The following is a 19,617-nucleotide window of genomic DNA, read 5'->3' as shown; positions in this document are numbered from 1 at the left end:
TTTTTAGTGGATAAAAAACGGCCTCTGCAAAGAGAGGCCGTGCTTTGACACTTAATCTGGACCTAGCCGGTGTTGCGCATCCCGGCGGCGACGCCGGCAATGGTCACCATCAGCGCCTGCTCAACGCGGGCATCCGGTTGTTCCTGTTGACGCGAACGGTGTAGCAGTTCCGCCTGCAGTACGTTCAGCGGATCGGTATACACGTTACGCAGCGCAATGGATTCGGCGATCCATGGCAGGTCTTCCATCAGGTGCGCGTCATTGGCGATGGTCAACACCACCTTGATGTCGCTTGCCAGCTGGTCGCGCAATTGCTGGCCCAGTGGCCACAGCGATTTGTCGACCAGACGCTGATCGTAGTATTCCGCCAGCCACAGGTCGGCCTTGGCGAACACCATTTCCAGCATCGCGATGCGGGTGGAGAAGAACGGCCAGTCGCGGCACATGGCTTCCAGTTGGTCCTGCTTACCGGCCTTCACCGCTTCTTGCAAACCGGCACCGGCACCCAGCCAGGCCGGCAGCATCAGGCGGTTCTGCGTCCAGGCGAAGATCCACGGAATGGCGCGCAGGCTCTCAACGCCGCCGTTTGGCTTGCGTTTGGCCGGACGTGAACCCAGCGGCAGCTTGCCAAGCTCCAGTTCCGGCGTTGCGGCGCGGAAGTACGGCACGAAGTCCGGGTTTTCACGCACGTAACCGCGATACATTTCACATGAGGTGTCTGACAGGTCATCCATCAGCGCACGCCACTCTTTTTTCGGCTCCGGTGGCGGCAACAGGTTGGCTTCCAGAATGGCACCGGTGTACAGCGCCAGGCTGCTGATGGTGACTTCCGGCAGGCCAAATTTGAAGCGGATCATCTCGCCCTGTTCGGTGACGCGCAGGCCGCCTTTCAGGCTGCCCGGCGGTTGCGACAGCAGTGCCGCATGTGCCGGTGCGCCACCACGGCCAATCGAGCCGCCGCGGCCATGGAACAACGTCAGCGCCACGCCGGCTTTTTCACAGGTTTTGATCAGGGCGTCTTGCGCGCGGTACTGCGCCCAGGAGGCGGCCATCACCCCGGCGTCTTTCGCCGAGTCGGAATAGCCAATCATCACCATTTGTTTGCCCTGGATAAAGCCGCGGTACCAGTCAATATTCAGCAACTGGGTCATCACGTCGTCGGCATTGTTCAGGTCGTCGAGGGTTTCGAACAGCGGGGCCACCGGCAGGGCGAACGGGCAACCGGCTTCTTTCAGCAACAGGTGAACCGCCAGCACGTCAGAAGGCGTACGTGCCATGGATATCACGTAGGCGGCAATCGAACCCTGTGGCGCTTCGGCAATGACCCGACAGGTTTCCAGCACTTCCTGGGTGTCGGCACTCGGCTCCCATTTTAGCGGCACCAGTGGGCGTTTTGAGTTCAGTTCGCGGATCAGGAACGCCTGTTTGTCGGCTTCCGACCAGTTTTCGTAATCGCCCAGGCCCAGATAGCGGGTCAGCTCGGCAATGGCTTCGGTGTGGCGAGTGCTTTCCTGACGTACGTCAATACGCACCAGCGGCACGCCAAAGCAGCGCACGCGACGTAGGGTATCGAGCAACTGGCCATTGGCGATGATGCTCATGCCACAGGCCTGCAGCGACTGGTAACAGGCAAATAGCGGTTCCCACAGCTGTTCGTTATTCACCAGCAGGTCGTGCGGTTTGAGTACGCGCTCACCCTTCAGGCGGCCTTCCAGATACGCCTGAGAACTCATCAACTGGCTGCGCAGTTGTTTCATGATCTCGCGGTACGGCTCTTGTACCTCGTCGCCACCGGCCCGTGCGCGCAGTTCCGGAGTACATTCGGTCATCGACAGCTCGGACACCAGCACCTGAATATCGCGGGTGAACAGGTCGCAGGCTTTCCAACGGCTGAGCAACAGCACGTGGCGGGTGATTTCAGCCGTCACGTTCGGGTTGCCGTCGCGGTCACCGCCCATCCAGGAGGTGAAACGTACCGGCACTGCTTCCGCCGGCAGGCTGTAATCGATGGAGTTTTCCAGCTGTTCGTTGAATTCACGCAGGAAGGCAGGCACCCCTTCCCACAGGCTGTTTTCCACCACCGCAAAGCCCCACTTGGCTTCGTCGATCGGGGAAGGGCGATGTTTGCGGATCTCGTCGGTATGCCAGGACTGGGCGACCAATTGGCGCAGACGGCGCATGATCTTGTTGCGCTCGTAGTCGGCCAGATCGTTATGGTCGAGTTGGCTGAGGCAGGTGTTGACCTCAACCAGCTTGTGGATCAGGGTGCGACGGGTGATTTCCGTCGGGTGCGCGGTCAGCACCAATTCGATGGAAAGCTGGGATACCGCATTTTGCAGCTCTTTGGTGCTGAGCTTTTTGTCTTTCAGCCGGGTGAACAACTGCGCCAGCGCTTCCGGATTGCTGGCGGCTTCGCCATTGGGTGAAATGCTGTGGTACTGCTCGGCGACGTTGGTCAGATTGAGAAACTGGCTGAAGGCGCGCGCCACTGGCAGCAATTCGTCGTTGGACAGGTTTTGCAAGGTAGAAAGCAGCTCCTGGCGATGCGCTTCGTTACCTGCACGTGAAGATTTGGAAAGCTTACGGATAGTTTCAACGCGATCGAGAATATGCTCGCCCAGCGCTTCTTTGATGGTATCGCCGAGCAATTTGCCGAGCATACTGACATTACTTCGCATTGCCGAATATTGTTCGTTCATATAACCCCTGACCCAGTTCTGTATGATTTTTATCTTGTAAGTAAATTTCACGTGTCAGGCGAACCGCGCCTGTTTCATCTCGCCACGTGCCTGTCCAATGGTCAATTGACACTATTTTTAGCAAAAAAACATCAAAATCGGCGCATTTTCTGAAATTTAATTACGGCACGCCGGTTATCAGTCTGGCTTATTTCATTGGTTTGATACTTCTTAAGAGGTAGGGGGATGATAAATCATTACCCTACCTTGTATCAGGTTTATTGGCGGCAGAAATGAGTGACCAACTGACCCAACAGCTTACGTGTCGGTTCGATAAAGCCGGTATCTATGTATTCATCTGGTTGATGAGCCTGGTCGATAGAGCCGGGGCCCAATACCAGTGTTGGGCAGACCTGCTGGACGAACGGTGCCTCGGTGCAGTAGTTAACCACCTGGGTGCGAGAGCCCAGCAATTTTTCGATCACCGCCACCATATGGTGATCGGTCGGGCACTCGTAACCCGGCACCGAAGCATGCAGTTCCTCAATGCTCAGGCGGCCCGGCCAACGCTGGCTGACCGGCTCGAGCGTTTGTTGCATCAGTTCGTTGATATTGTCGAGCGTCATGCCCGGTAAAGGACGGATATCCAGATGCAGCTCGCAGCAGGCGCAGATACGGTTGGCCGCATCGCCCCCGCTGATATGACCGAAGTTCATGGTCGGGTAGGGCACGGCAAAGGCCGGGTTGTTAAAGCGCTCTTGCAGCGTTTTGCGCAATTCCATCAGGCGGCCGATGGTTTCATGCATCAGATCGATGGCGTTCACGCCGCGCGCCGGGTCGCTCGAGTGGCCGGATTGGCCGACGATGCGGATAGCGTTGGCTATATGGCCTTTATGCGCACGCACCGGCTGCAGCGAGGTCGGCTCACCGATAATGGCGAAGTCCGGACGAATGCTGGTCGAGGCGGCGAAGTAACGTGCGCCGGCCATCGTCGTTTCTTCATCTGCGGTGGCCAGAATGTACAAGGGTTTGGTCAGTTGGCTGGCGTCGATGTCGCGCACCGCATCCAGAATAAAGGCAAAGAAGCCTTTCATGTCGGCGGTGCCCAGACCGTACAGCTTATTGTCGTGTTCGGTCAGAGTGAAAGGGTCGCGCGTCCAGCGGCCTTCATCATAAGGCACGGTGTCGGTGTGGCCCGCCAGCAGCAGACCGCCGCTACCTTCACCGATACTGGCCAGCAGGTTGAATTTGTTGCGGCTATCCGGCACCGGCTGCACGTCGACGCGAAAGCCCAAATCGGCAAACCAGCCGGCCAACAAGTTGATTAACGCTTCATTACTCTGATCGAGGGCGCCATCGGTGGCGCTGATCGATGGAGTGGCGATCAACGCCCGGTACAGCTCAATAAATGGAGGTAATTTCATCTTCACTGTTGACAGCCTTTGGTTAGGTTGGTATCAATATTCATGCAGTTATTGTGAATAAAAATACAGTAAGCTGGAGCGTAAGGGAACCCGATTCCCGGATGATTATAAAAACATCAACGCTCGACCTCGTGGGTGAACGGCAAAACAACGCTGGTGAGCCTGGAAACCTGAGTCGAATACGACCAAACGCAAGTCTAGAAGGTGAAAGGCCCCATGTTGAATACGCTGATTGTCGGTGCCAGCGGTTATGCCGGAGCAGAGCTCACGGCGTACCTTAATCGTCACCCACACATGAACATAACCGCTTTAGCGGTTTCAGCGCAAAGTGCAGATGCAGGAAAATTGCTTTCCGATTTGCACCCCCAGTTAAAAGGCATCGTCGATCTCCCCTTGCAGCCGCTGGTTGACGTAGCCGCCGCCGCTGTGGGTATCGACGTAGTGTTCCTGGCGACGGCGCACGAGGTCAGCCACGATATCGCGCCGGCATTCCTTGCCGCAGGTTGCGTGGTGTTCGATCTCTCTGGCGCGTTCCGCGTGAAAGATGCCGCCTTCTACAGCCAATATTACGGATTTGAACATCAGCATGCCGACCTGCTGGAGCAGGCGGTGTATGGCCTGGCGGAATGGCAGAGCGACAAAATCAAACAGGCGCAGTTGATCGCCGTACCGGGCTGTTATCCGACGGCGGCGCAGTTAGCGCTGAAACCGCTGATCGACCAGGAGTTGCTGAACCTTGATCAGTGGCCGGTGATCAACGCGACCAGCGGCGTCAGCGGTGCGGGCCGCAAGGCCAGTGTCACCACCAGTTTCTGCGAGGTGAGCCTGCAGCCGTACGGCATTTTCACCCATCGTCATCATCCGGAAATCGTCGCGCATTTGGGCGTGCCGGTCATCTTCACGCCACATTTGGGTAACTTCCCGCGTGGTATTCTCGAAACCATCACTTGCCGCCTGAAAGCCGGCGTGACCGCGCAGGACGTGGCCGCCGTTTATCACGCCGCCTATGACGACAAACCACTGGTGCGGCTGTATGAGCAGGGCGTACCGGCATTGAAGTCCGTCGTCGGGCTGCCGTTCTGCGACATCGGCTTTGCCGTGCAGGGCGAACACCTGATAGCCGTAGCCGTGGAAGACAACCTGTTGAAAGGCGCAGCCGCTCAGGCGGTGCAATGCCTGAATATTCGTTTTGGGTTCCCTGAAACCCAGTCATTACTTTAATAAATCACCAGCGTGGGATGTAAACAGCGATGAACCCGTTAATTATCAAGTTAGGTGGCGTGTTATTAGACAGTGAAGAGGCGCTGGAGCGTCTGTTTACCGCACTGGACAGCTACCGTCAGCAGCATCAGCGCCCGTTGGTGATCGTTCACGGCGGCGGTTGCCTGGTGGATGAGCTGATGAAAAAGCTTTCCCTGCCGGTGGTGAAGAAGAATGGCCTGCGGGTGACCCCGGCCGATCAGATTGACATTATTACCGGCGCGCTGGCCGGCACCGCCAACAAAACCTTGCTGGCGTGGGCCATCAAGCACCAGATTAACGCGGTTGGCCTGAGCCTGGCGGACGGCGGCAGCGTCACCGTCACCCCGCTGGATCCGGCGCTGGGCCACGTGGGCAATGCGCAACCGGGTTCCCCGCTGCTGCTCAATACCCTGCTGGCTGCCGGTTATCTGCCGGTGATCAGTTCCATCGGTATCACCACCGATGGGCAGTTAATGAATGTGAACGCCGATCAGGCGGCGACGGCCCTGGCCGCCACGCTGGGTGCGGATTTGATCCTGCTGTCGGATGTCAGTGGCATCCTCGACGGAAAAGGGCAACGCATCGCGGAAATGACGGCGCAAAAAGCGGAACAACTGATTGCCCAGGGCATCATCACTGATGGTATGGTGGTGAAGGTGAATGCGGCGCTCGATGCGGCCCGCACCCTCGGTCGCCCGGTAGATATCGCCAGTTGGCGCCATGCCGATCAGCTTCCTGCACTGTTTAACGGCGTGTCAATTGGCACCCGGATCCTCGCTTAAATTTAGAATTAAAAAGGAAAAGACCATGCAAAACCAAGGCATCAAAAAAATCGTTCTGGCGTACTCTGGCGGTCTGGATACTTCGGCCATCATTCCCTGGCTGAAAGAAAACTACGGCGGCTGCGAAGTGGTAGCCTTCGTGGCGGATATCGGCCAGGAGCGCGGCGATCTGGAAGGTGTGGAGCAAAAAGCCCTGCAATCCGGTGCCTCTGAGTGTCACGTGGTTGATCTGCGTGAAGAATTCATCCGTGACTACGTTTACCCGGTACTGCAGACCGGCGCCCTGTATGAAGGCAGCTATCTGCTGGGCACCTCCATGGCGCGCCCGATTATCGCTAAAGCACAGGTTGAACTGGCGCTGAAAGTCGGTGCTGACGCGCTGTGCCACGGCGCAACCGGTAAAGGTAATGACCAGGTGCGTTTCGAAACCACCTATACCGCACTGGCCCCACATCTGAAAGTGGTTGCCCCTTGGCGTGAGTGGAACCTGCGTTCCCGAGAAGCGCTGCTGGACTACCTGAAAGAGCGCAACATCCCGACCACCGCGTCGCTGGAAAAAATCTATAGCCGTGACGAGAATGCCTGGCACATCTCCACCGAAGGCGGCGTGCTGGAAAGCCCGTGGAACGCACCGAACAAAGACTGCTGGGTCTGGACTGTGGATCCGCAGGAAGCGCCGGATCAGCCTGAGCAAGTGACGATCACCGTTGAGAAAGGCTGCGTCGTGGCGGTTAACGGTGAAGCGCTGAGCCCGTACAAATGTCTGGAAACTCTGAACGTGCTGGGTGCCAAACATGGCGTGGGCCGTATCGATATCGTGGAAAACCGTCTGGTGGGCATCAAATCCCGTGGCTGCTACGAAACGCCGGGTGGCACCATCATGGTGGCGGCACTGCGTGGCGTTGAGCAACTGGTGCTGGATCGCGACAGCTTCAAATGGCGTGAGCAACTGGGCCTGGAAATGTCTTACGTGGTATACGATGGCCGCTGGTTTGCTCCGCTGCGTCGTTCACTGCAGGCCTCCGCCGAAGCGCTGGCTGAAGAAGTTAACGGCGAAGTGGTGTTGCAGCTGTATAAAGGTCAGGTGACGGCGATTCAGAAGAAATCCGCCAACAGCCTGTACTCCGAAGAGTTCGCGACCTTCGGCGAAGACGAAGTTTACGATCACAGCCACGCGGGCGGTTTTATCCGTCTGTTCTCACTCTCTTCACGCATTCGCGCGCTGAACGAGAAAAAGAACAAGTAACTTAGTAATTATTCGGCGTGACTTGATAGGGGCGCAGCGTGCTGCGCCCCTATTCGCATAAAAATCAGGAGTAAGGTATGGCACTTTGGGGCGGACGGTTCAGTCAGGCGGCAGATCAGCGGTTCAAACAATTAAACGATTCTCTGCGCTTCGATTATCGCCTGGCGGAACAGGACATTGTGGGTTCGGTGGCCTGGTCGAAAGCGCTGGTCACCGTCAACGTATTGACGGCAACCGAGCAGCAGCAGCTTGAGCAGGCGTTGAACGGGCTGTTGGCCGAAGTGCAGGCCGATCCGCAGGCGATTGTCAGCAGCGATGCAGAAGATATTCATAGCTGGGTGGAGCAGAAGCTGATCGATAAAGTCGGCGATCTGGGCAAAAAATTGCACACCGGCCGTAGTCGTAACGATCAGGTCGCGACCGATTTGAAATTGTGGTGTAAACAGCAGATTGGCGAGTTGCATCAGGCCATTGTGCAACTGCAACAGGCGCTGGTGGAAACTGCTGAAGCCAATCAGGACGCAGTAATGCCGGGCTATACCCACCTGCAGCGTGCGCAGCCGGTGACCTTTGCCCACTGGTGTTTAGCCTATGTGGAAATGTTGGCGCGTGACGAAAGCCGTCTGCAGGACACGCTGAAGCGTCTGGACGTCAGTCCGTTGGGCAGCGGTGCGCTGGCCGGTACCGCCTATCCGATCGACCGTGAACAACTGGCCGGTTGGCTGGGTTTTGCCTCCGCCACCCGCAATAGCCTGGACAGCGTTTCCGACCGCGACCACGTGCTGGAGCTGTTATCCAATGCCTCTATCAGCATGGTGCACCTGTCGCGCTTCGCCGAAGACCTGATCTTCTTCAACAGCGGCGAAGCTGCCTTCGTCGATCTGTCTGACCGTGTGACTTCCGGATCCTCGCTGATGCCACAGAAGAAAAACCCGGATGCGCTGGAGCTGATCCGTGGCAAATGTGGCCGTGTGCAGGGTGCATTGACCGGTATGATGATGACGTTGAAAGGCCTGCCGTTGGCATACAACAAAGACATGCAGGAAGACAAGGAAGGGCTGTTCGACGCGCTTGATACCTGGATGGACTGCCTGCAGATGGCTGCGCTGGTGCTGGATGGCATCCAGGTGAAACGTCCGCGTTGTAAAGAAGCGGCGGAGCAGGGTTACGCCAACTCGACCGAACTGGCGGACTATCTGGTCGCCAAAGGTGTGCCGTTCCGTGAGGCGCACCATATCGTCGGTGAAGCGGTAGTGGAAGCCATTCGTCAGGGCAAGGCGCTGGAAGCCCTGCCGTTGACTGATTTGCAGAAATTCAGTGCAGTGATTGACAACGATGTGTACCCGATCCTGGCACTGCAATCCTGTCTGGATAAGCGTTCAGCCAAAGGTGGCGTTTCTCCTCAGCAGGTCGCCAGCGCGATCGCCGCAGCGAAACAGCGTTTGGCTTAACTCAAAGTAACAGGGATGTTTATGGATTATTTACAGTTAGTGCCTGTTTTTACGGATTTCTACATACGCAAGGCAGAGGCAAACAAAGCCTCTGCCGGATATGGAGAAATCAATGTACAAAAACAGAAAGCGTGGATTACGTCGCCATCACTATTATCGTCTAAAAAGTAATCGAAAAGATTACTACGGCGGAATAATTTATCCGGAGTTATCCACGGCGCAGGTAATTGCCCGTAGAGCAGGTAAATTAGTTACTACAGCACCTGATTGCAGTTGCTGGATGTGCGGGAATCCTCGTCGATACTTCCTCCGTGTTACTTTGCAGGAATTAAAGGCGAATGATAGTGAAGGTGATGGGTGGAAAGAGTTAAACGCTGAGTCCGTTTGATTCTGACATGTATCAAGGGCGCAGTTCATAGGCAGAACTGCGCCCTTTGTTTTTAGAAAGATTACTCGCCCGGGCAGCGCTGGCAGCGTTCGGCCTCGGCCTCGCCCAGTTTTAGTTTGGCCTGCAGATCGCGCAGTGCGGTGCGCAGGCCTTCTTCGATCACCGGATGGTAAAACGGCATGTCCAGCATCTGGTTGATGGTCATTTGCTGTTGGTGTGCCCAGGCCAGCAGATGGGCGATATGCTCAACCTCCGGCCCCATCATCTCGGCACCGAGGAAACGCCCGGTACCCTGTTCGCCGTAGACGTGCAGGATGCCCTTATTGCGCAGCATCACGCGCGAGCGCCCCTGATTCTCGAACGACACCTCACCGACTTCAAAACAACCACAGGCGCTAAATTTCTCGCTCAATTCGCGAAAGGTAGAGCCGACCATGGCAATTTGCGGATCGGAGAAGACTACCGAGATCGCGCTGCGGCGCAGGCCTGGGCTGACTTCCGGGAAGCTGCCGGCGTTGCTCCCGGCAATACGTGCCTGATCGCTGGCTTCATGCAACAGCGGCAGTTGGTTGCTGGCGTCACCGGCGATAAAGATGTGCGGCACGCTGGTTTGCATCGTCAGGCGATCGGCCAGCGGCACTCCTCGGGCATCCAGCCGCAGGCCGGTATTCTCCAGGCCCAGATTATCGACGTTCGGTCGGCGACCGGTGGCGGCCAGTACATAATCCACCATGATCTCCTGCGGCTTGCCGTGTAAATCCTGATAACGGATAAACACTTTGTCGCCTTCGCGCTGCATCATCTCCACTTTCACATCGGCATCAAGATAGAACTCTTCACCCAGGGTTTTGGCGGCGTAGTTGCGAACTGCGCTGTCAGTCAACGGGCCGACGGCGCCGCCAACGCCAAACACTTTGGTCTCAACCCCGAGACGATGCAGCGCCTGACCCAGCTCCAGGCCAATCACGCCTGGCCCGAACACTGCCACCGATTGCGGTAAATCATTCCAGTTGAAGACGTCGTCATTGACGATCAGTCGGTCACCCAGTGCATTCCAGGGCGCGGGCCAGCTTGGGCGAGAACCGGTGGCGATAACAATGCGCTGCGCCACGATGCGCGTATGTTCATCCACCTGCAGGGTGTTGTCGTCGATAAAACGGGCGTAGCCGCTAATTTTGTCGGTCGCCGGGATCTCGTCGACACCTTCCAGCACAAAGCCGACGAAGCGGTCGCGTTCGCGTCTGACGCGGTCCATGACTTCACGACCATTAATGGTGGTTTTGCCCGCGGGATACACGCCAAAGCCCGGTGCCCGCTCGATTTGATGTACCGCCTCGGCGGCGGCGATCAGTAACTTGGATGGCATGCAGCCAACGCGTGCACAGGTAGTGCCGTAGGCTCCGCCCTCAATCATCACTACACTGGGGGTCGAAAGCTTGGCGGCGCGATAGGCGCCCAGACCGGCGGTGCCGCCGCCAATGACGGCGACGTCAACATTCAACTGTTTCATATCCGCTCCTGAAAGCTAAAAAAAGGCGGGCCGGAGCCCGCCAAAAGTTCACGTTGGCTTTGTTATTACTTATAAATCAGGCTGACAGGAAGGTTTCCAGGTCATCGCTACCGCCAATATGACGGCCGCCGATGAACACCTGCGGTACCGTGGCACGGCCGCTGACGGCGCGCAGGCTGACGGTAGTCGCGTCCTGACCCAGTACGATCTCTTCATACTGAATGCCACGTTCCTGCAGCATTTGTTTGGCTTTGGCACAGAACGGGCAGCCCGGTTTGGTAAACAGCGAAACCGATTCCTGCACTTTGAATTCTGGCGCCAGGTATTTCAGCATGGTGTCGGCGTCAGACACTTCAAACGGGTCGCCCGGCTTGTTGGGCTCGACAAACATTTTCTCTACTACGCCGTTACGCACCAGCATCGAGTAACGCCATGAGCGTGGGCCGAAGCCCAAATCGGCTTTCTCGACCAGCATGTTCATGCCTTTGGTGAATTCACCGTTGCCGTCCGGCACGAAGGTGATGTTTTCAGCATGTTGATCGGCTTTCCAGGCGTTCATCACGAAGGTATCGTTCACCGAGACGCACAAAATGCTATCAACACCGTGCTGCTGGAATACGCTGGACAGCTCGTTATAGCGCGGCAGGTGGCTGGAAGAGCAGGTCGGAGTGAACGCGCCTGGCAGTGAAAATACGATGACGGTTTTATCTTTAAACAGGTCGTTGGTAGTCACATCGATCCATTGGTCACCCTGGCGGGTGTGGAAGGTGACCTGAGGAATTTTTTTGCCTTCTTGACTGGTAAACATGAATTAACCCCTTAATTAGGAAAAATAATTTTTAGCTTTCAGCGTTATGCCGCTTTGTTGGGACACATTATTGCCGCCGGGGGTTGATAGATCTAATCGCTCATTGCTATCTTATCTATCGCCATGAGCTATCGTGGTTTGGAGGGAAACAATGAATATTCGTGATTTAGAGTACCTGGTCGCCTTGGCCGAGCACCGGCATTTCCGCCGTGCCGCCGATTCATGCCATGTTAGCCAACCCACGCTCAGTGGGCAGATCCGCAAGCTGGAAGACGAACTGGGTGTGATGTTGCTCGAACGCACCAGCCGCAAGGTGTTATTTACCCAGGCGGGCCTGTTGCTGGTGGAGCAGGCGCGTACCGTGCTGCGCGAAGTCAAAGTTCTGAAAGAGATGGCCAGCCAACAGGGTGAAGCCATGTCCGGGCCGTTGCATATCGGCCTGATCCCGACCGTCGGGCCTTATTTGCTGCCGCAGATCATCCCTACGCTGCACAAAACCTTTCCCAAGCTGGAAATGTACCTGCATGAAGCGCAAACCCAACAGCTGCTGGCGCAACTCGACAGCGGTAAACTGGACTGTGCGATCCTGGCGCTGGTGAAGGAAACCGAAGCCTTTATCGAAGTGCCGTTGTTTGATGAGCCAATGAAGCTGGCGGTGTACTCCGATCACCCATGGTCGCAGCGTGACCGTGTGGCTATGCCGGATTTGGCAGGGGAAAAACTGCTGATGCTGGAAGATGGCCACTGCTTGCGCGATCAGGCAATGGGCTTTTGCTTCCAGGCCGGTGCCGACGAGGATACCCATTTCCGGGCGACCAGCCTGGAAACGCTGCGCAATATGGTTGCGGCGGGCAGTGGTATTACGTTGCTGCCGTCATTGGCGGTACCGCCACAGCGTGAGCGTGACGGCGTGTGCTATCTCGACTGTTATAAACCTGAACCCAAGCGCACTATTGCGCTGGTGTACCGCCCCGGCTCTCCATTGCGCAGTCGTTATGAGCAATTGGCCGAGGCGATCCGCGAGCACATGCAAAACTACCTGGGTACCACGCTAAAACAGGCGGTTTAAGCCGTTCAGCGCTGCCACCCGGTAGGCTTCGGCCATGGTCGGATAGTTGAAGGTCGTATTAACGAAATACTCGATAGTATTGCCTTCACCTTTCTGTTCCATGATCGCCTGACCGATGTGAATGATCTCCGCCGCACGCTCACCGAAGCAGTGGATCCCAAGGATCTGCAGGGTGTCACGATGGAACAGGATCTTCAGGCTACCGACGTTCATCCCGGCAATCTGCGCACGCGCCAGATGTTTGAACTGGGCGCGGCCCACTTCATACGGCACCTTCATCGCCGTCAGTTCCTGCTCGGTTTTACCGACGGAGCTGATTTCCGGAATGGTGTAGATACCGGTTGGGATGTCTTCAATCAGATGTCCGCTGGCTTCGCCGGAAGCAATCGCCTGTGCGGCAATGCGGCCCTGATCGTAAGCGGCAGATGCCAGGCTCGGATAACCAATTACGTCACCCACGGCATAAATGTGCGATAGCGCTGTCTGGTACATGCTGTTCACTTTCAGCAGGCCACGGCTGTCTGACTCCAGACCGACGTTCTCCAGCCCCAGTGAGTCAGTATTACCGGTACGGCCGTTGGCATACAGCAGGCAGTCCGCTTTCACTTTCTTGCCGGACTTCAGGTGAACAATCACGCCGTCGTCGGTGCCTTCGATCTTCTCGAACTCTTCGTTGTGACGGATCACCACGCCGTTGTTCCAGAAGTGGTAAGACAGCGAGTCCGACATTTCCTGGTCGAGGAACGCCAGCAGGCGATCGCGGGTGTTGATCAGGTCCACCTTCACGTTCAGACCACGGAAGATAGACGCATATTCGCAGCCGATGACCCCGGCGCCGTAAATGATCACGTGGCGCGGTTCGTGGTTCAGTTCGAGGATTGAGTCGCTGTTGTAAATGCGCGGATGGTTGAAATCGACGCTTGACGGGTTATAAGGGCGCGAGCCGCAGGCGATGACGATATGATCGGCGCGGATGGTGTCCTGGGTGCCGTCCATATAGCTGACGCTGACGGTGTTGGCGTCGATAAAGCGTGCATCGCCGGCAAACAGCTTACATTGGTTACGCTCATAGAACCCTTGGCGCATCCGGGTTTGCTGGTTAATCACGTTATCGGCATGGCGCAAAATATCAGGGAATGTCGCGCTGAGTGTGCGTGAATTGTTATAAAGCGGGTTCTGGTTGAATTCGATAATGCGGCTAACGGCGTGGCGGAGGGCTTTGGACGGGATGGTACCCCAGTGGGTACATCCGCCGCCTACGTTATTGTACCGTTCGATAACGGCCACGCGGGCGCCCTGTTTCACCAACCCCATAGCGGCACCTTCACCACCAGGGCCCGAGCCAATAACTATGGCATCAAATTGATAGTGCTGTTGCATAGGGGAGAGACCTGTCTTATACAAAATTACAACGGTATCTTAACATCATAGCGCTGAGTGCCCAATCACCATTAGGCTTTTTGAGGCAAAGCACAAATGGTGCAGTCGGAAACTGTGACAGGACGCGTTTGTATAAATGCTGTTGCAATAAAATTTGCTATATTGCCGGGTCTACGGCGTTAGACTGACAAAATGGATCTTATCTGGATATGCATATGGGCGTCAGAGCACAACAAAAAGAACGGACTCGTCGTTCCCTCATTGAGGCGGCCTTCAGCCAGCTAAGCGCCGAACGCAGCTTCGCCAGTTTGAGCCTGCGTGAAGTCTCGCGTGAAGCGGGCATTGCACCGACTTCATTCTACCGCCACTTCCGTGACGTGGATGAGTTGGGGCTGACCATGGTTGATGAGAGCGGTCTGATGCTGCGGCAACTGATGCGTCAGGCGCGCCAGCGTATTGCCAAGGGCGGCAGCGTGATCCGCACCTCTGTCTCCACCTTTATGGAGTTTATCGGCAATAATCCCAACGCCTTCCGCCTGCTGCTGCGTGAACGCTCCGGCACCTCGTCGGCCTTCCGTGCGGCGGTAGCGCGTGAGATCCAACATTTTATCGCCGAACTGGCAGATTACCTCGAGCTGGAAAACCATATGCCGCGCAGTTTCACCGAAGCGCAGGCGGAAGCCATGGTGACCATAGTATTCAGCGCCGGTGCTGAAGCGCTGGATATCGATATCGAACAACGGCGTCGTCTTGAGGAACGTTTAGTGCTGCAACTGCGGATGATTTCCAAAGGTGCTTATTATTGGTATCGCCGCCAACAAGAAAAAGCTTCTGTATCCCACGTATAAAAGGTAGAAAGCGATGGAAAAACCAAGCCGTGAGAATGGCACCTTACTGCTGGCGTTGATTGCCGGCCTTTCGATCAACGGTTCGTTCGCCGCGCTGTTCAGCTCGGTGGTGCCGTTTTCGATTTTCCCTATCCTGACTTTGGTGTTGGCGGTTTACTGTCTGCATCAGCGTTATCTGCACCGTGCGATGCCGGACGGCATGCCCAAGCTGGCCGCAGCGACCTTCCTGTTGGGGGTGTTGTTGTACAGTGCGATCGTCCGGGCCGAATACCCGCAGATGGGTTCTAACTTCCTGCCGGCGATTGTTTCCGTGGCGCTGGTATTCTGGATTGGTATCAAGCTGAAAGCGCGTAAGGCGCTGGATGAGAATACGACGGCCTGAAGGGTGTAAAGCAGGGGCGCAGCAATCATGGCGCCCCTGTCAGATTAAACGCGTTTTTCCAACAGCACGCCACATTCCATATGATGGGTGTACGGGAACTGATCGAACAGTGCCAGGCGGCTGATACTGTGGGTTTCCTGCAGGGTCTCCAGATTGGCGCACAGCGTTTCCGGGTTGCATGAGATATACAAAATACGCGGATAGGTTTGCACCATTTTCACCGTTTCATCGTCTAGCCCACTGCGTGGCGGATCGACGAAAATGGTTTCACAGTTATAGCTGCTTAAATCGATATCTTTCAAACGATTAAACTCGCGTACTCCGTTCATTGCCTGGGTGAAATCCTCCGCGGCCATACGGATAATCTGCACGTTATCGATATGATTGGCGGCAATGTTGTATTGCGCCGCCGCGACCGAAGGTTTGGCGATTTCGGTGGCCAGCACCCGCTCGAAGTTACGCGCCAGTGCCAAAGAGAAGTTACCGTTCCCGCAATACAACTCCAGCAAATCGCCTTTAGAACCGGTGGTCACGTCCAGCGCCCATTCCAGCATCTGTATATTCAGTGCCGCATTCGGCTGGGTGAAGCTGTTTTCCACCTGGCGATAGATCATGTCGCGGCCGGCAACCGGCAGCACTTCGTCTACATAATCCTGATCCAGCATGATTTTCATTTTCGACGCGCGGCCAATCAGCTGCAGGTCAAAGCCCTGCGCGTGCAGATCATCACGCAGCTTTTCTGCCTGCTGCTGCCATTCGTCGTCCAGCTTGCGGTGATACAGCAACGAGGCGATGATTTTGCCGCTGCGGGTCGACAGGTAGTCAATCTGGAACAGCTTGCGGCGCAGAATCGGTTCTGGCTTGATGGCGGCGATCAGCGCACTCATCAGGCGGTTAATCAATTCGCTGGCGGCAGGAAACTTGTCGACGCGGATGCGTTGTTTGGTCTGCTGATCAAACATGATGTGGTACATCTCGTCTTCATCATGCCAGATGCGGAATTCGGCGCGCATGCGGTAGTGGCTTACCGGCGAGCGGAACACTTCCGGCTCGGGTGCCGTGAACGGTGACATCAGCGTTTTCAGCCGGGCAGTTTTCTCCGCCAGTTGGTCATCGTAACGTTCAATAGGCAAATTCTCGGGCGTCATGTTTCTTCTCGTCAGGCAAAATTGATCAGCGGGGATTGTAGGGAATCAGTCCGTGAAGTCCAGTTTTGTCGTGTTTATTATTTGTAACACTGATAGCAGTCTAGACATCTATTTACATTGATCGTAGCATTGTCGTCCGGCCTCAAGCAGCGAGTGAAAAGGGAATCCGGTTCGAATCCGGAGCTGACGCGCAGCGGTAAGGGGAAGTCACGGCGATAGCGTTTTACGCAGACACTGTCCATTGCAGGATGGGAAGTCATCGCCCGGTGCAGGTAGCTCACAGGCCACCCGCAACTCCCAAGCCCGAAGACCTGCCGGTGTTACGTCGCAATGCCCGTGGCCGTCGCGAAATACCGGCCATGATCCTGCGGCATCCGCCAATTAAGTTTGGATGCTTTTTCATGACAATTACAAAAAATACACTGCTGGCGGTGGTTTCTTCGATCACGGCTTTTTCTGGATGGGCGCAAGACAACACCACAGCCAAGAACAGCGATGACCTGGTAGTTTCCGCTAACCGTTTTCCACAGCCGGTTTCTTCCGTGCTGGCACCCACCTCTGTCGTCACCCGCGATGATATCGACCGCTGGCAGGCAAAAAGCCTGACCGATGTGATGCGCCGCCTGCCGGGTGTAGATGTGTCGCAAAATGGTGGTCTGGGACAAGCCAGTTCGCTGTTTATCCGCGGTACCAACTCCAGTCATGTCCTGGTACTGATTGACGGCATTCGTCTGAATCAGGCTGGCGTCAGTGGTTCTTCCGACCTCAGTCAAATTCCGATCTCGCTGGTGCAGAAAGTCGAATTTATCCGTGGGCCGCGTTCGGCGGTCTATGGTTCCGATGCCATCGGTGGTGTGATCAACATTATTACCACTCGTGAAAAAAACGGGACTACGCTTTCTGCCGGCATGGGGTCAAACGGCTATCAGGCCTATGACGCCTCCACCCAGCAACAACTTGGCGAGAGTACGGTTGCGACCTTCGCCGGTAACTACACCTATACCAAAGGCTATGATGTGGTGGCGAATCTGCCAGACAGCTTTGGTAACCCGGCGCAAACTGACCGCGACGGTTTCATGAGCAAATCACTGTATGCCAACATAGATCATAAGTTTAACGAGGCGTTCAGCGGGTTCGTTCGTGGCTACGGTTATGACAACCGTACGGCTTATGATGGTAATTACAGTTATTCCGACCCGGCACATTCAGACGCACTGCCGGATACCCGCCAGCTGTATAGCCAAAGTTGGGATAGCGGTCTGCGTTACCAGGACGGTATTTATGCCACTCAATTGATTGCCAGCTATAGCCACAGTAAGGACTATAACTACGATCCCAAGTATGGCCCTTATTCTGCGTCTGCAACTTTGGACGATTCCACACAATACAATGTGCAGTGGGGTAATACGTTCCAGGTTGCCAATGGCAACATCAGTACGGGTGTTGATTGGCAGGATCAGAAAATTGAGCCTGGCACAGCTTATGTTACCGACAGCAAGAGTCAGCGTAATACCGGACTTTATCTGACGGCACAGCAGCAGATCGATTCCTTTACTCTGGAAGGGGCGGTGCGAGGTGATGATAATTCGCAATATGGCTGGCATGGCACTTGGCAAACCAGTGCTGCGTGGGAGTTTGTTGAGGGTTATCGTGCCATTGCTTCCTACGGGACTGCGTTTAAAGCACCGAATCTGGGACAACAATACGGTAGCTTTGGCGGCAACCCGGATTTGAAGCCAGAGGAAAGCAAACAGTGGGAAGGGGGCTTTGAAGGATTGACTGGGCCGGTGACCTGGCGCGTCACGGGTTATCGTAACGATATAGACAACCTTATTAGCTATGCATCCAGCGGCTCTGGTTCTGCTTATTACAACGTTAATCAGGCAACCATTAAAGGCGTTGAAGCTACGGCTTCCTTTGATACCGGGCCGTTGACCCACCAGATTGGCTATGACTATGTTGATCCACGCAATGCCAAAACCAACGAAGTTCTGCTCCGTCGTGCCAAGCAGCAGGTGAAGTATGAGCTGGACTGGCAGGTCTATGATTTCGACTGGGCCGTGACCTACCATTATTTGGGGGAGCGTTATGATGGCGACTACAGCGGTTACACTACGCGCACGGTCAAACTTGGTGGTGTCAGCCTGTGGGATCTCGCAGTTTCGTATCCGGTCACATCTCATCTGACAGTTCGTGGTAGAATCGCCAACCTGTTTGATAAAGATTATGAGACGGCTTATGGCTACGCTACTCCAGGAAGAGAATACTACCTCACTGGAAGCTATACCTTCTAACACCACCGCGAAGGCCCGTCCGACGGTGCTGGTATTTGATTCCGGCGTCGGCGGGTTATCGGTGTATCAAGAGGTTCGGCAACTGCTGCCGGACCTCCACTATATATACGCTTTCGATAATGTGGCGTTTCCCTACGGTGAGAAATCCGAAGAGTTTATTGTTGAACGCGTGCTGGAGATTGTCAGTGCGGTGCAGCAGCGCCATCCTCTGGCGATAGTCATCATCGCTTGTAACACCGCCAGTACCGTATCCTTACCGGCTCTGCGTGAACGCTTTACCTTCCCGGTCGTGGGTGTGGTACCTGCCATCAAACCTGCCGCCCGTCTGACCGCCAATGGCGTCGTCGGCCTGTTGGCTACCCGCGGTACCGTCCAGCGCACTTATACCCATGAGTTGATTGCCCGCTTCGCCACCGATTGCAAGATAGAGCTATTGGGGTCCTCAGAGCTGGTGGAACTGGCAGAAGCCAAACTGCATGGCGAAGCCGTACCGTTACCAACGCTGAAGAAAATCCTGCATCCATGGCTAAGCATGCGTGAGCCGCCGGATACTGTCGTGCTCGGCTGCACCCACTTCCCTTTATTAGCAGAAGAGTTAATGCAGGTGTTGCCTGAGGGAACCCGGCTGATCGATTCCGGCGCGGCAATAGCCCGTCGCACCGCCTGGTTGATCTCGACACAGGAAAATCTGGTGTCTACGCAGGAAGATAATCTGGCGTATTGCATGGCGTTAAATGAAGACACTGACGCTTTATTGCCCGTTCTGCAGGGATATGGCTTTAAATCGTTGAAAAAACTGCCTGTTTAAGGCCGTTTTGGTCAAACATTCAACGGTCAGAAAAAATATTGAAATTAGGGGTTGCGGCCTTCTGAGAACTCCCTATAATGCGCCTCCACTGACCGGGAACAACGACTCCTCTAACGAGAACCAGTCGCCCAGCCAGGAAGAAGCAAGCCGGTGAAAACG

At 55.6% G+C, this 19,617-nt stretch carries 15 protein-coding genes and 1 riboswitch; of the genes, 9 read left to right on the top strand and 6 right to left on the bottom strand.

Annotated features, from left to right (window positions below):
• Window positions 1–62: 62 nt before the first annotated feature.
• Window positions 63–2,699 carry a phosphoenolpyruvate carboxylase gene (gene ppc / locus E5C26_RS24005; protein WP_135318497.1) on the bottom strand — a complete coding sequence of 879 codons (2,637 nt, stop codon included), beginning with the start codon at window positions 2,697–2,699 and terminating at the stop codon, window positions 63–65.
• A 257-nt stretch (window positions 2,700–2,956) separates the two neighbouring features.
• Window positions 2,957–4,102, bottom strand: a complete 1,146-nt coding sequence (argE, locus tag E5C26_RS24000; protein ID WP_167796700.1) for an acetylornithine deacetylase — start codon at window positions 4,100–4,102, stop codon at window positions 2,957–2,959.
• 216 nt (window positions 4,103–4,318) lie between these two features.
• On the opposite strand from argE, the gene argC reads away from it, so the two are divergent.
• The 4 genes from argC to argH all read left to right on the top strand — a co-directional run bounded on the left by argC (window position 4,319) and on the right by argH (window position 8,823).
• Window positions 4,319–5,323 (top strand): N-acetyl-gamma-glutamyl-phosphate reductase, encoded by a 1,005-nt coding sequence (argC, locus tag E5C26_RS23995; protein WP_135318495.1) that lies wholly within the window; start codon window positions 4,319–4,321, stop codon window positions 5,321–5,323.
• A gap of 29 nt (window positions 5,324–5,352) precedes the next feature.
• Window positions 5,353–6,126 carry an acetylglutamate kinase gene (gene argB / locus E5C26_RS23990; protein WP_135318494.1) on the top strand — a complete coding sequence of 258 codons (774 nt, stop codon included), beginning with the start codon at window positions 5,353–5,355 and terminating at the stop codon, window positions 6,124–6,126.
• A 25-nt stretch (window positions 6,127–6,151) separates the two neighbouring features.
• Window positions 6,152–7,372: an argininosuccinate synthase gene (locus tag E5C26_RS23985; protein ID WP_135318493.1), complete on the top strand. Its 1,221-nt coding sequence runs from the start codon at window positions 6,152–6,154 to the stop codon at window positions 7,370–7,372.
• Window positions 7,373–7,449: 77 nt separating this feature from the next.
• Window positions 7,450–8,823 (top strand): argininosuccinate lyase, encoded by a 1,374-nt coding sequence (gene argH, locus E5C26_RS23980; RefSeq protein WP_135318492.1) that lies wholly within the window; start codon window positions 7,450–7,452, stop codon window positions 8,821–8,823.
• A 449-nt stretch (window positions 8,824–9,272) separates the two neighbouring features.
• Here argH and E5C26_RS23975 read toward each other — a convergent pair whose 3' ends face one another.
• Together E5C26_RS23975 and E5C26_RS23970 are read right to left on the bottom strand one after the other, a co-directional pair.
• Window positions 9,273–10,721, bottom strand: a complete 1,449-nt coding sequence (locus E5C26_RS23975) for a dihydrolipoyl dehydrogenase (protein WP_135318491.1) — start codon at window positions 10,719–10,721, stop codon at window positions 9,273–9,275.
• A gap of 76 nt (window positions 10,722–10,797) precedes the next feature.
• Entirely contained in the window at window positions 10,798–11,529 is a 732-nt protein-coding gene (locus tag E5C26_RS23970; protein WP_135318490.1) for a glutathione peroxidase, read from the bottom strand.
• Window positions 11,530–11,680: 151 nt separating this feature from the next.
• Between E5C26_RS23970 and oxyR the strand changes: the two genes are divergently transcribed.
• A complete protein-coding gene (gene oxyR, locus E5C26_RS23965) occupies window positions 11,681–12,598 on the top strand; it encodes a DNA-binding transcriptional regulator OxyR (RefSeq protein WP_012147449.1) in 918 nt (305 codons plus the stop codon).
• Here the strand turns inward: oxyR and sthA are convergent.
• Window positions 12,581–13,978 carry a Si-specific NAD(P)(+) transhydrogenase gene (gene sthA / locus E5C26_RS23960; protein WP_012147448.1) on the bottom strand — a complete coding sequence of 466 codons (1,398 nt, stop codon included), beginning with the start codon at window positions 13,976–13,978 and terminating at the stop codon, window positions 12,581–12,583. The two genes, oxyR and sthA, sit on opposite strands and share 18 nt — an antisense overlap.
• A 215-nt stretch (window positions 13,979–14,193) precedes the next feature.
• Here sthA and fabR point away from each other — a divergent pair, with 215 nt between their 5' ends.
• Window positions 14,194–14,826, top strand: coding sequence for an HTH-type transcriptional repressor FabR (gene fabR / locus E5C26_RS23955; RefSeq protein ID WP_085120094.1), 633 nt, complete (start codon window positions 14,194–14,196; stop codon window positions 14,824–14,826).
• A gap of 13 nt (window positions 14,827–14,839) precedes the next feature.
• Entirely contained in the window at window positions 14,840–15,208 is a 369-nt protein-coding gene (locus E5C26_RS23950) for a YijD family membrane protein (protein WP_135318489.1), read from the top strand.
• A gap of 44 nt (window positions 15,209–15,252) precedes the next feature.
• Here E5C26_RS23950 and trmA read toward each other — a convergent pair whose 3' ends face one another.
• Complete coding sequence (trmA, locus tag E5C26_RS23945; protein WP_135318488.1) at window positions 15,253–16,356, bottom strand: tRNA (uridine(54)-C5)-methyltransferase TrmA; 1,104 nt, start codon at window positions 16,354–16,356, stop codon at window positions 15,253–15,255.
• Window positions 16,357–16,480: 124 nt separating this feature from the next.
• Window positions 16,481–16,689, top strand: a riboswitch (cobalamin riboswitch).
• A 68-nt stretch (window positions 16,690–16,757) separates the two neighbouring features.
• Here trmA and btuB point away from each other — a divergent pair.
• Together btuB and murI are read left to right on the top strand one after the other, a co-directional pair.
• Complete coding sequence (gene btuB, locus E5C26_RS23940; RefSeq protein WP_135318487.1) at window positions 16,758–18,650, top strand: TonB-dependent vitamin B12 receptor BtuB; 1,893 nt, start codon at window positions 16,758–16,760, stop codon at window positions 18,648–18,650.
• Window positions 18,595–19,458, top strand: a complete 864-nt coding sequence (gene murI / locus E5C26_RS23935) for a glutamate racemase (protein WP_135318486.1) — start codon at window positions 18,595–18,597, stop codon at window positions 19,456–19,458. Before btuB ends, murI begins: the two co-directional genes overlap by 56 nt.
• Window positions 19,459–19,617: the final 159 nt, after the last annotated feature.

This window comes from Serratia proteamaculans, from assembly GCF_004684015.1.
Lineage (GTDB): Bacteria > Pseudomonadota > Gammaproteobacteria > Enterobacterales > Enterobacteriaceae > Serratia > Serratia proteamaculans_F.
The sequence above is the reverse complement of the archived record's forward strand: the minus strand, read 5'-3'. Positions and strand labels throughout refer to the sequence as shown.

What these genes read in the sequence shown, in the direction of transcription:
- ppc (WP_135318497.1), bottom strand. Translation starts at nt 2,699, where the DNA reads ATGAACGAACAATATTCGGCAATGCGAAGTAATGTCAGTATGCTCGGC.
- argE (WP_167796700.1), bottom strand. Translation starts at nt 4,102, where the DNA reads ATGAAATTACCTCCATTTATTGAGCTGTACCGGGCGTTGATCGCCACT.
- argC (WP_135318495.1), top strand. Translation starts at nt 4,319, where the DNA reads ATGTTGAATACGCTGATTGTCGGTGCCAGCGGTTATGCCGGAGCAGAG.
- argB (WP_135318494.1), top strand. Translation starts at nt 5,353, where the DNA reads ATGAACCCGTTAATTATCAAGTTAGGTGGCGTGTTATTAGACAGTGAA.
- E5C26_RS23985 (WP_135318493.1), top strand. Translation starts at nt 6,152, where the DNA reads ATGCAAAACCAAGGCATCAAAAAAATCGTTCTGGCGTACTCTGGCGGT.
- argH (WP_135318492.1), top strand. Translation starts at nt 7,450, where the DNA reads ATGGCACTTTGGGGCGGACGGTTCAGTCAGGCGGCAGATCAGCGGTTC.
- E5C26_RS23975 (WP_135318491.1), bottom strand. Translation starts at nt 10,721, where the DNA reads ATGAAACAGTTGAATGTTGACGTCGCCGTCATTGGCGGCGGCACCGCC.
- E5C26_RS23970 (WP_135318490.1), bottom strand. Translation starts at nt 11,529, where the DNA reads ATGTTTACCAGTCAAGAAGGCAAAAAAATTCCTCAGGTCACCTTCCAC.
- oxyR (WP_012147449.1), top strand. Translation starts at nt 11,681, where the DNA reads ATGAATATTCGTGATTTAGAGTACCTGGTCGCCTTGGCCGAGCACCGG.
- sthA (WP_012147448.1), bottom strand. Translation starts at nt 13,978, where the DNA reads ATGCAACAGCACTATCAATTTGATGCCATAGTTATTGGCTCGGGCCCT.
- fabR (WP_085120094.1), top strand. Translation starts at nt 14,194, where the DNA reads ATGGGCGTCAGAGCACAACAAAAAGAACGGACTCGTCGTTCCCTCATT.
- E5C26_RS23950 (WP_135318489.1), top strand. Translation starts at nt 14,840, where the DNA reads ATGGAAAAACCAAGCCGTGAGAATGGCACCTTACTGCTGGCGTTGATT.
- trmA (WP_135318488.1), bottom strand. Translation starts at nt 16,356, where the DNA reads ATGACGCCCGAGAATTTGCCTATTGAACGTTACGATGACCAACTGGCG.
- btuB (WP_135318487.1), top strand. Translation starts at nt 16,758, where the DNA reads ATGACAATTACAAAAAATACACTGCTGGCGGTGGTTTCTTCGATCACG.
- murI (WP_135318486.1), top strand. Translation starts at nt 18,595, where the DNA reads ATGGCTACGCTACTCCAGGAAGAGAATACTACCTCACTGGAAGCTATA.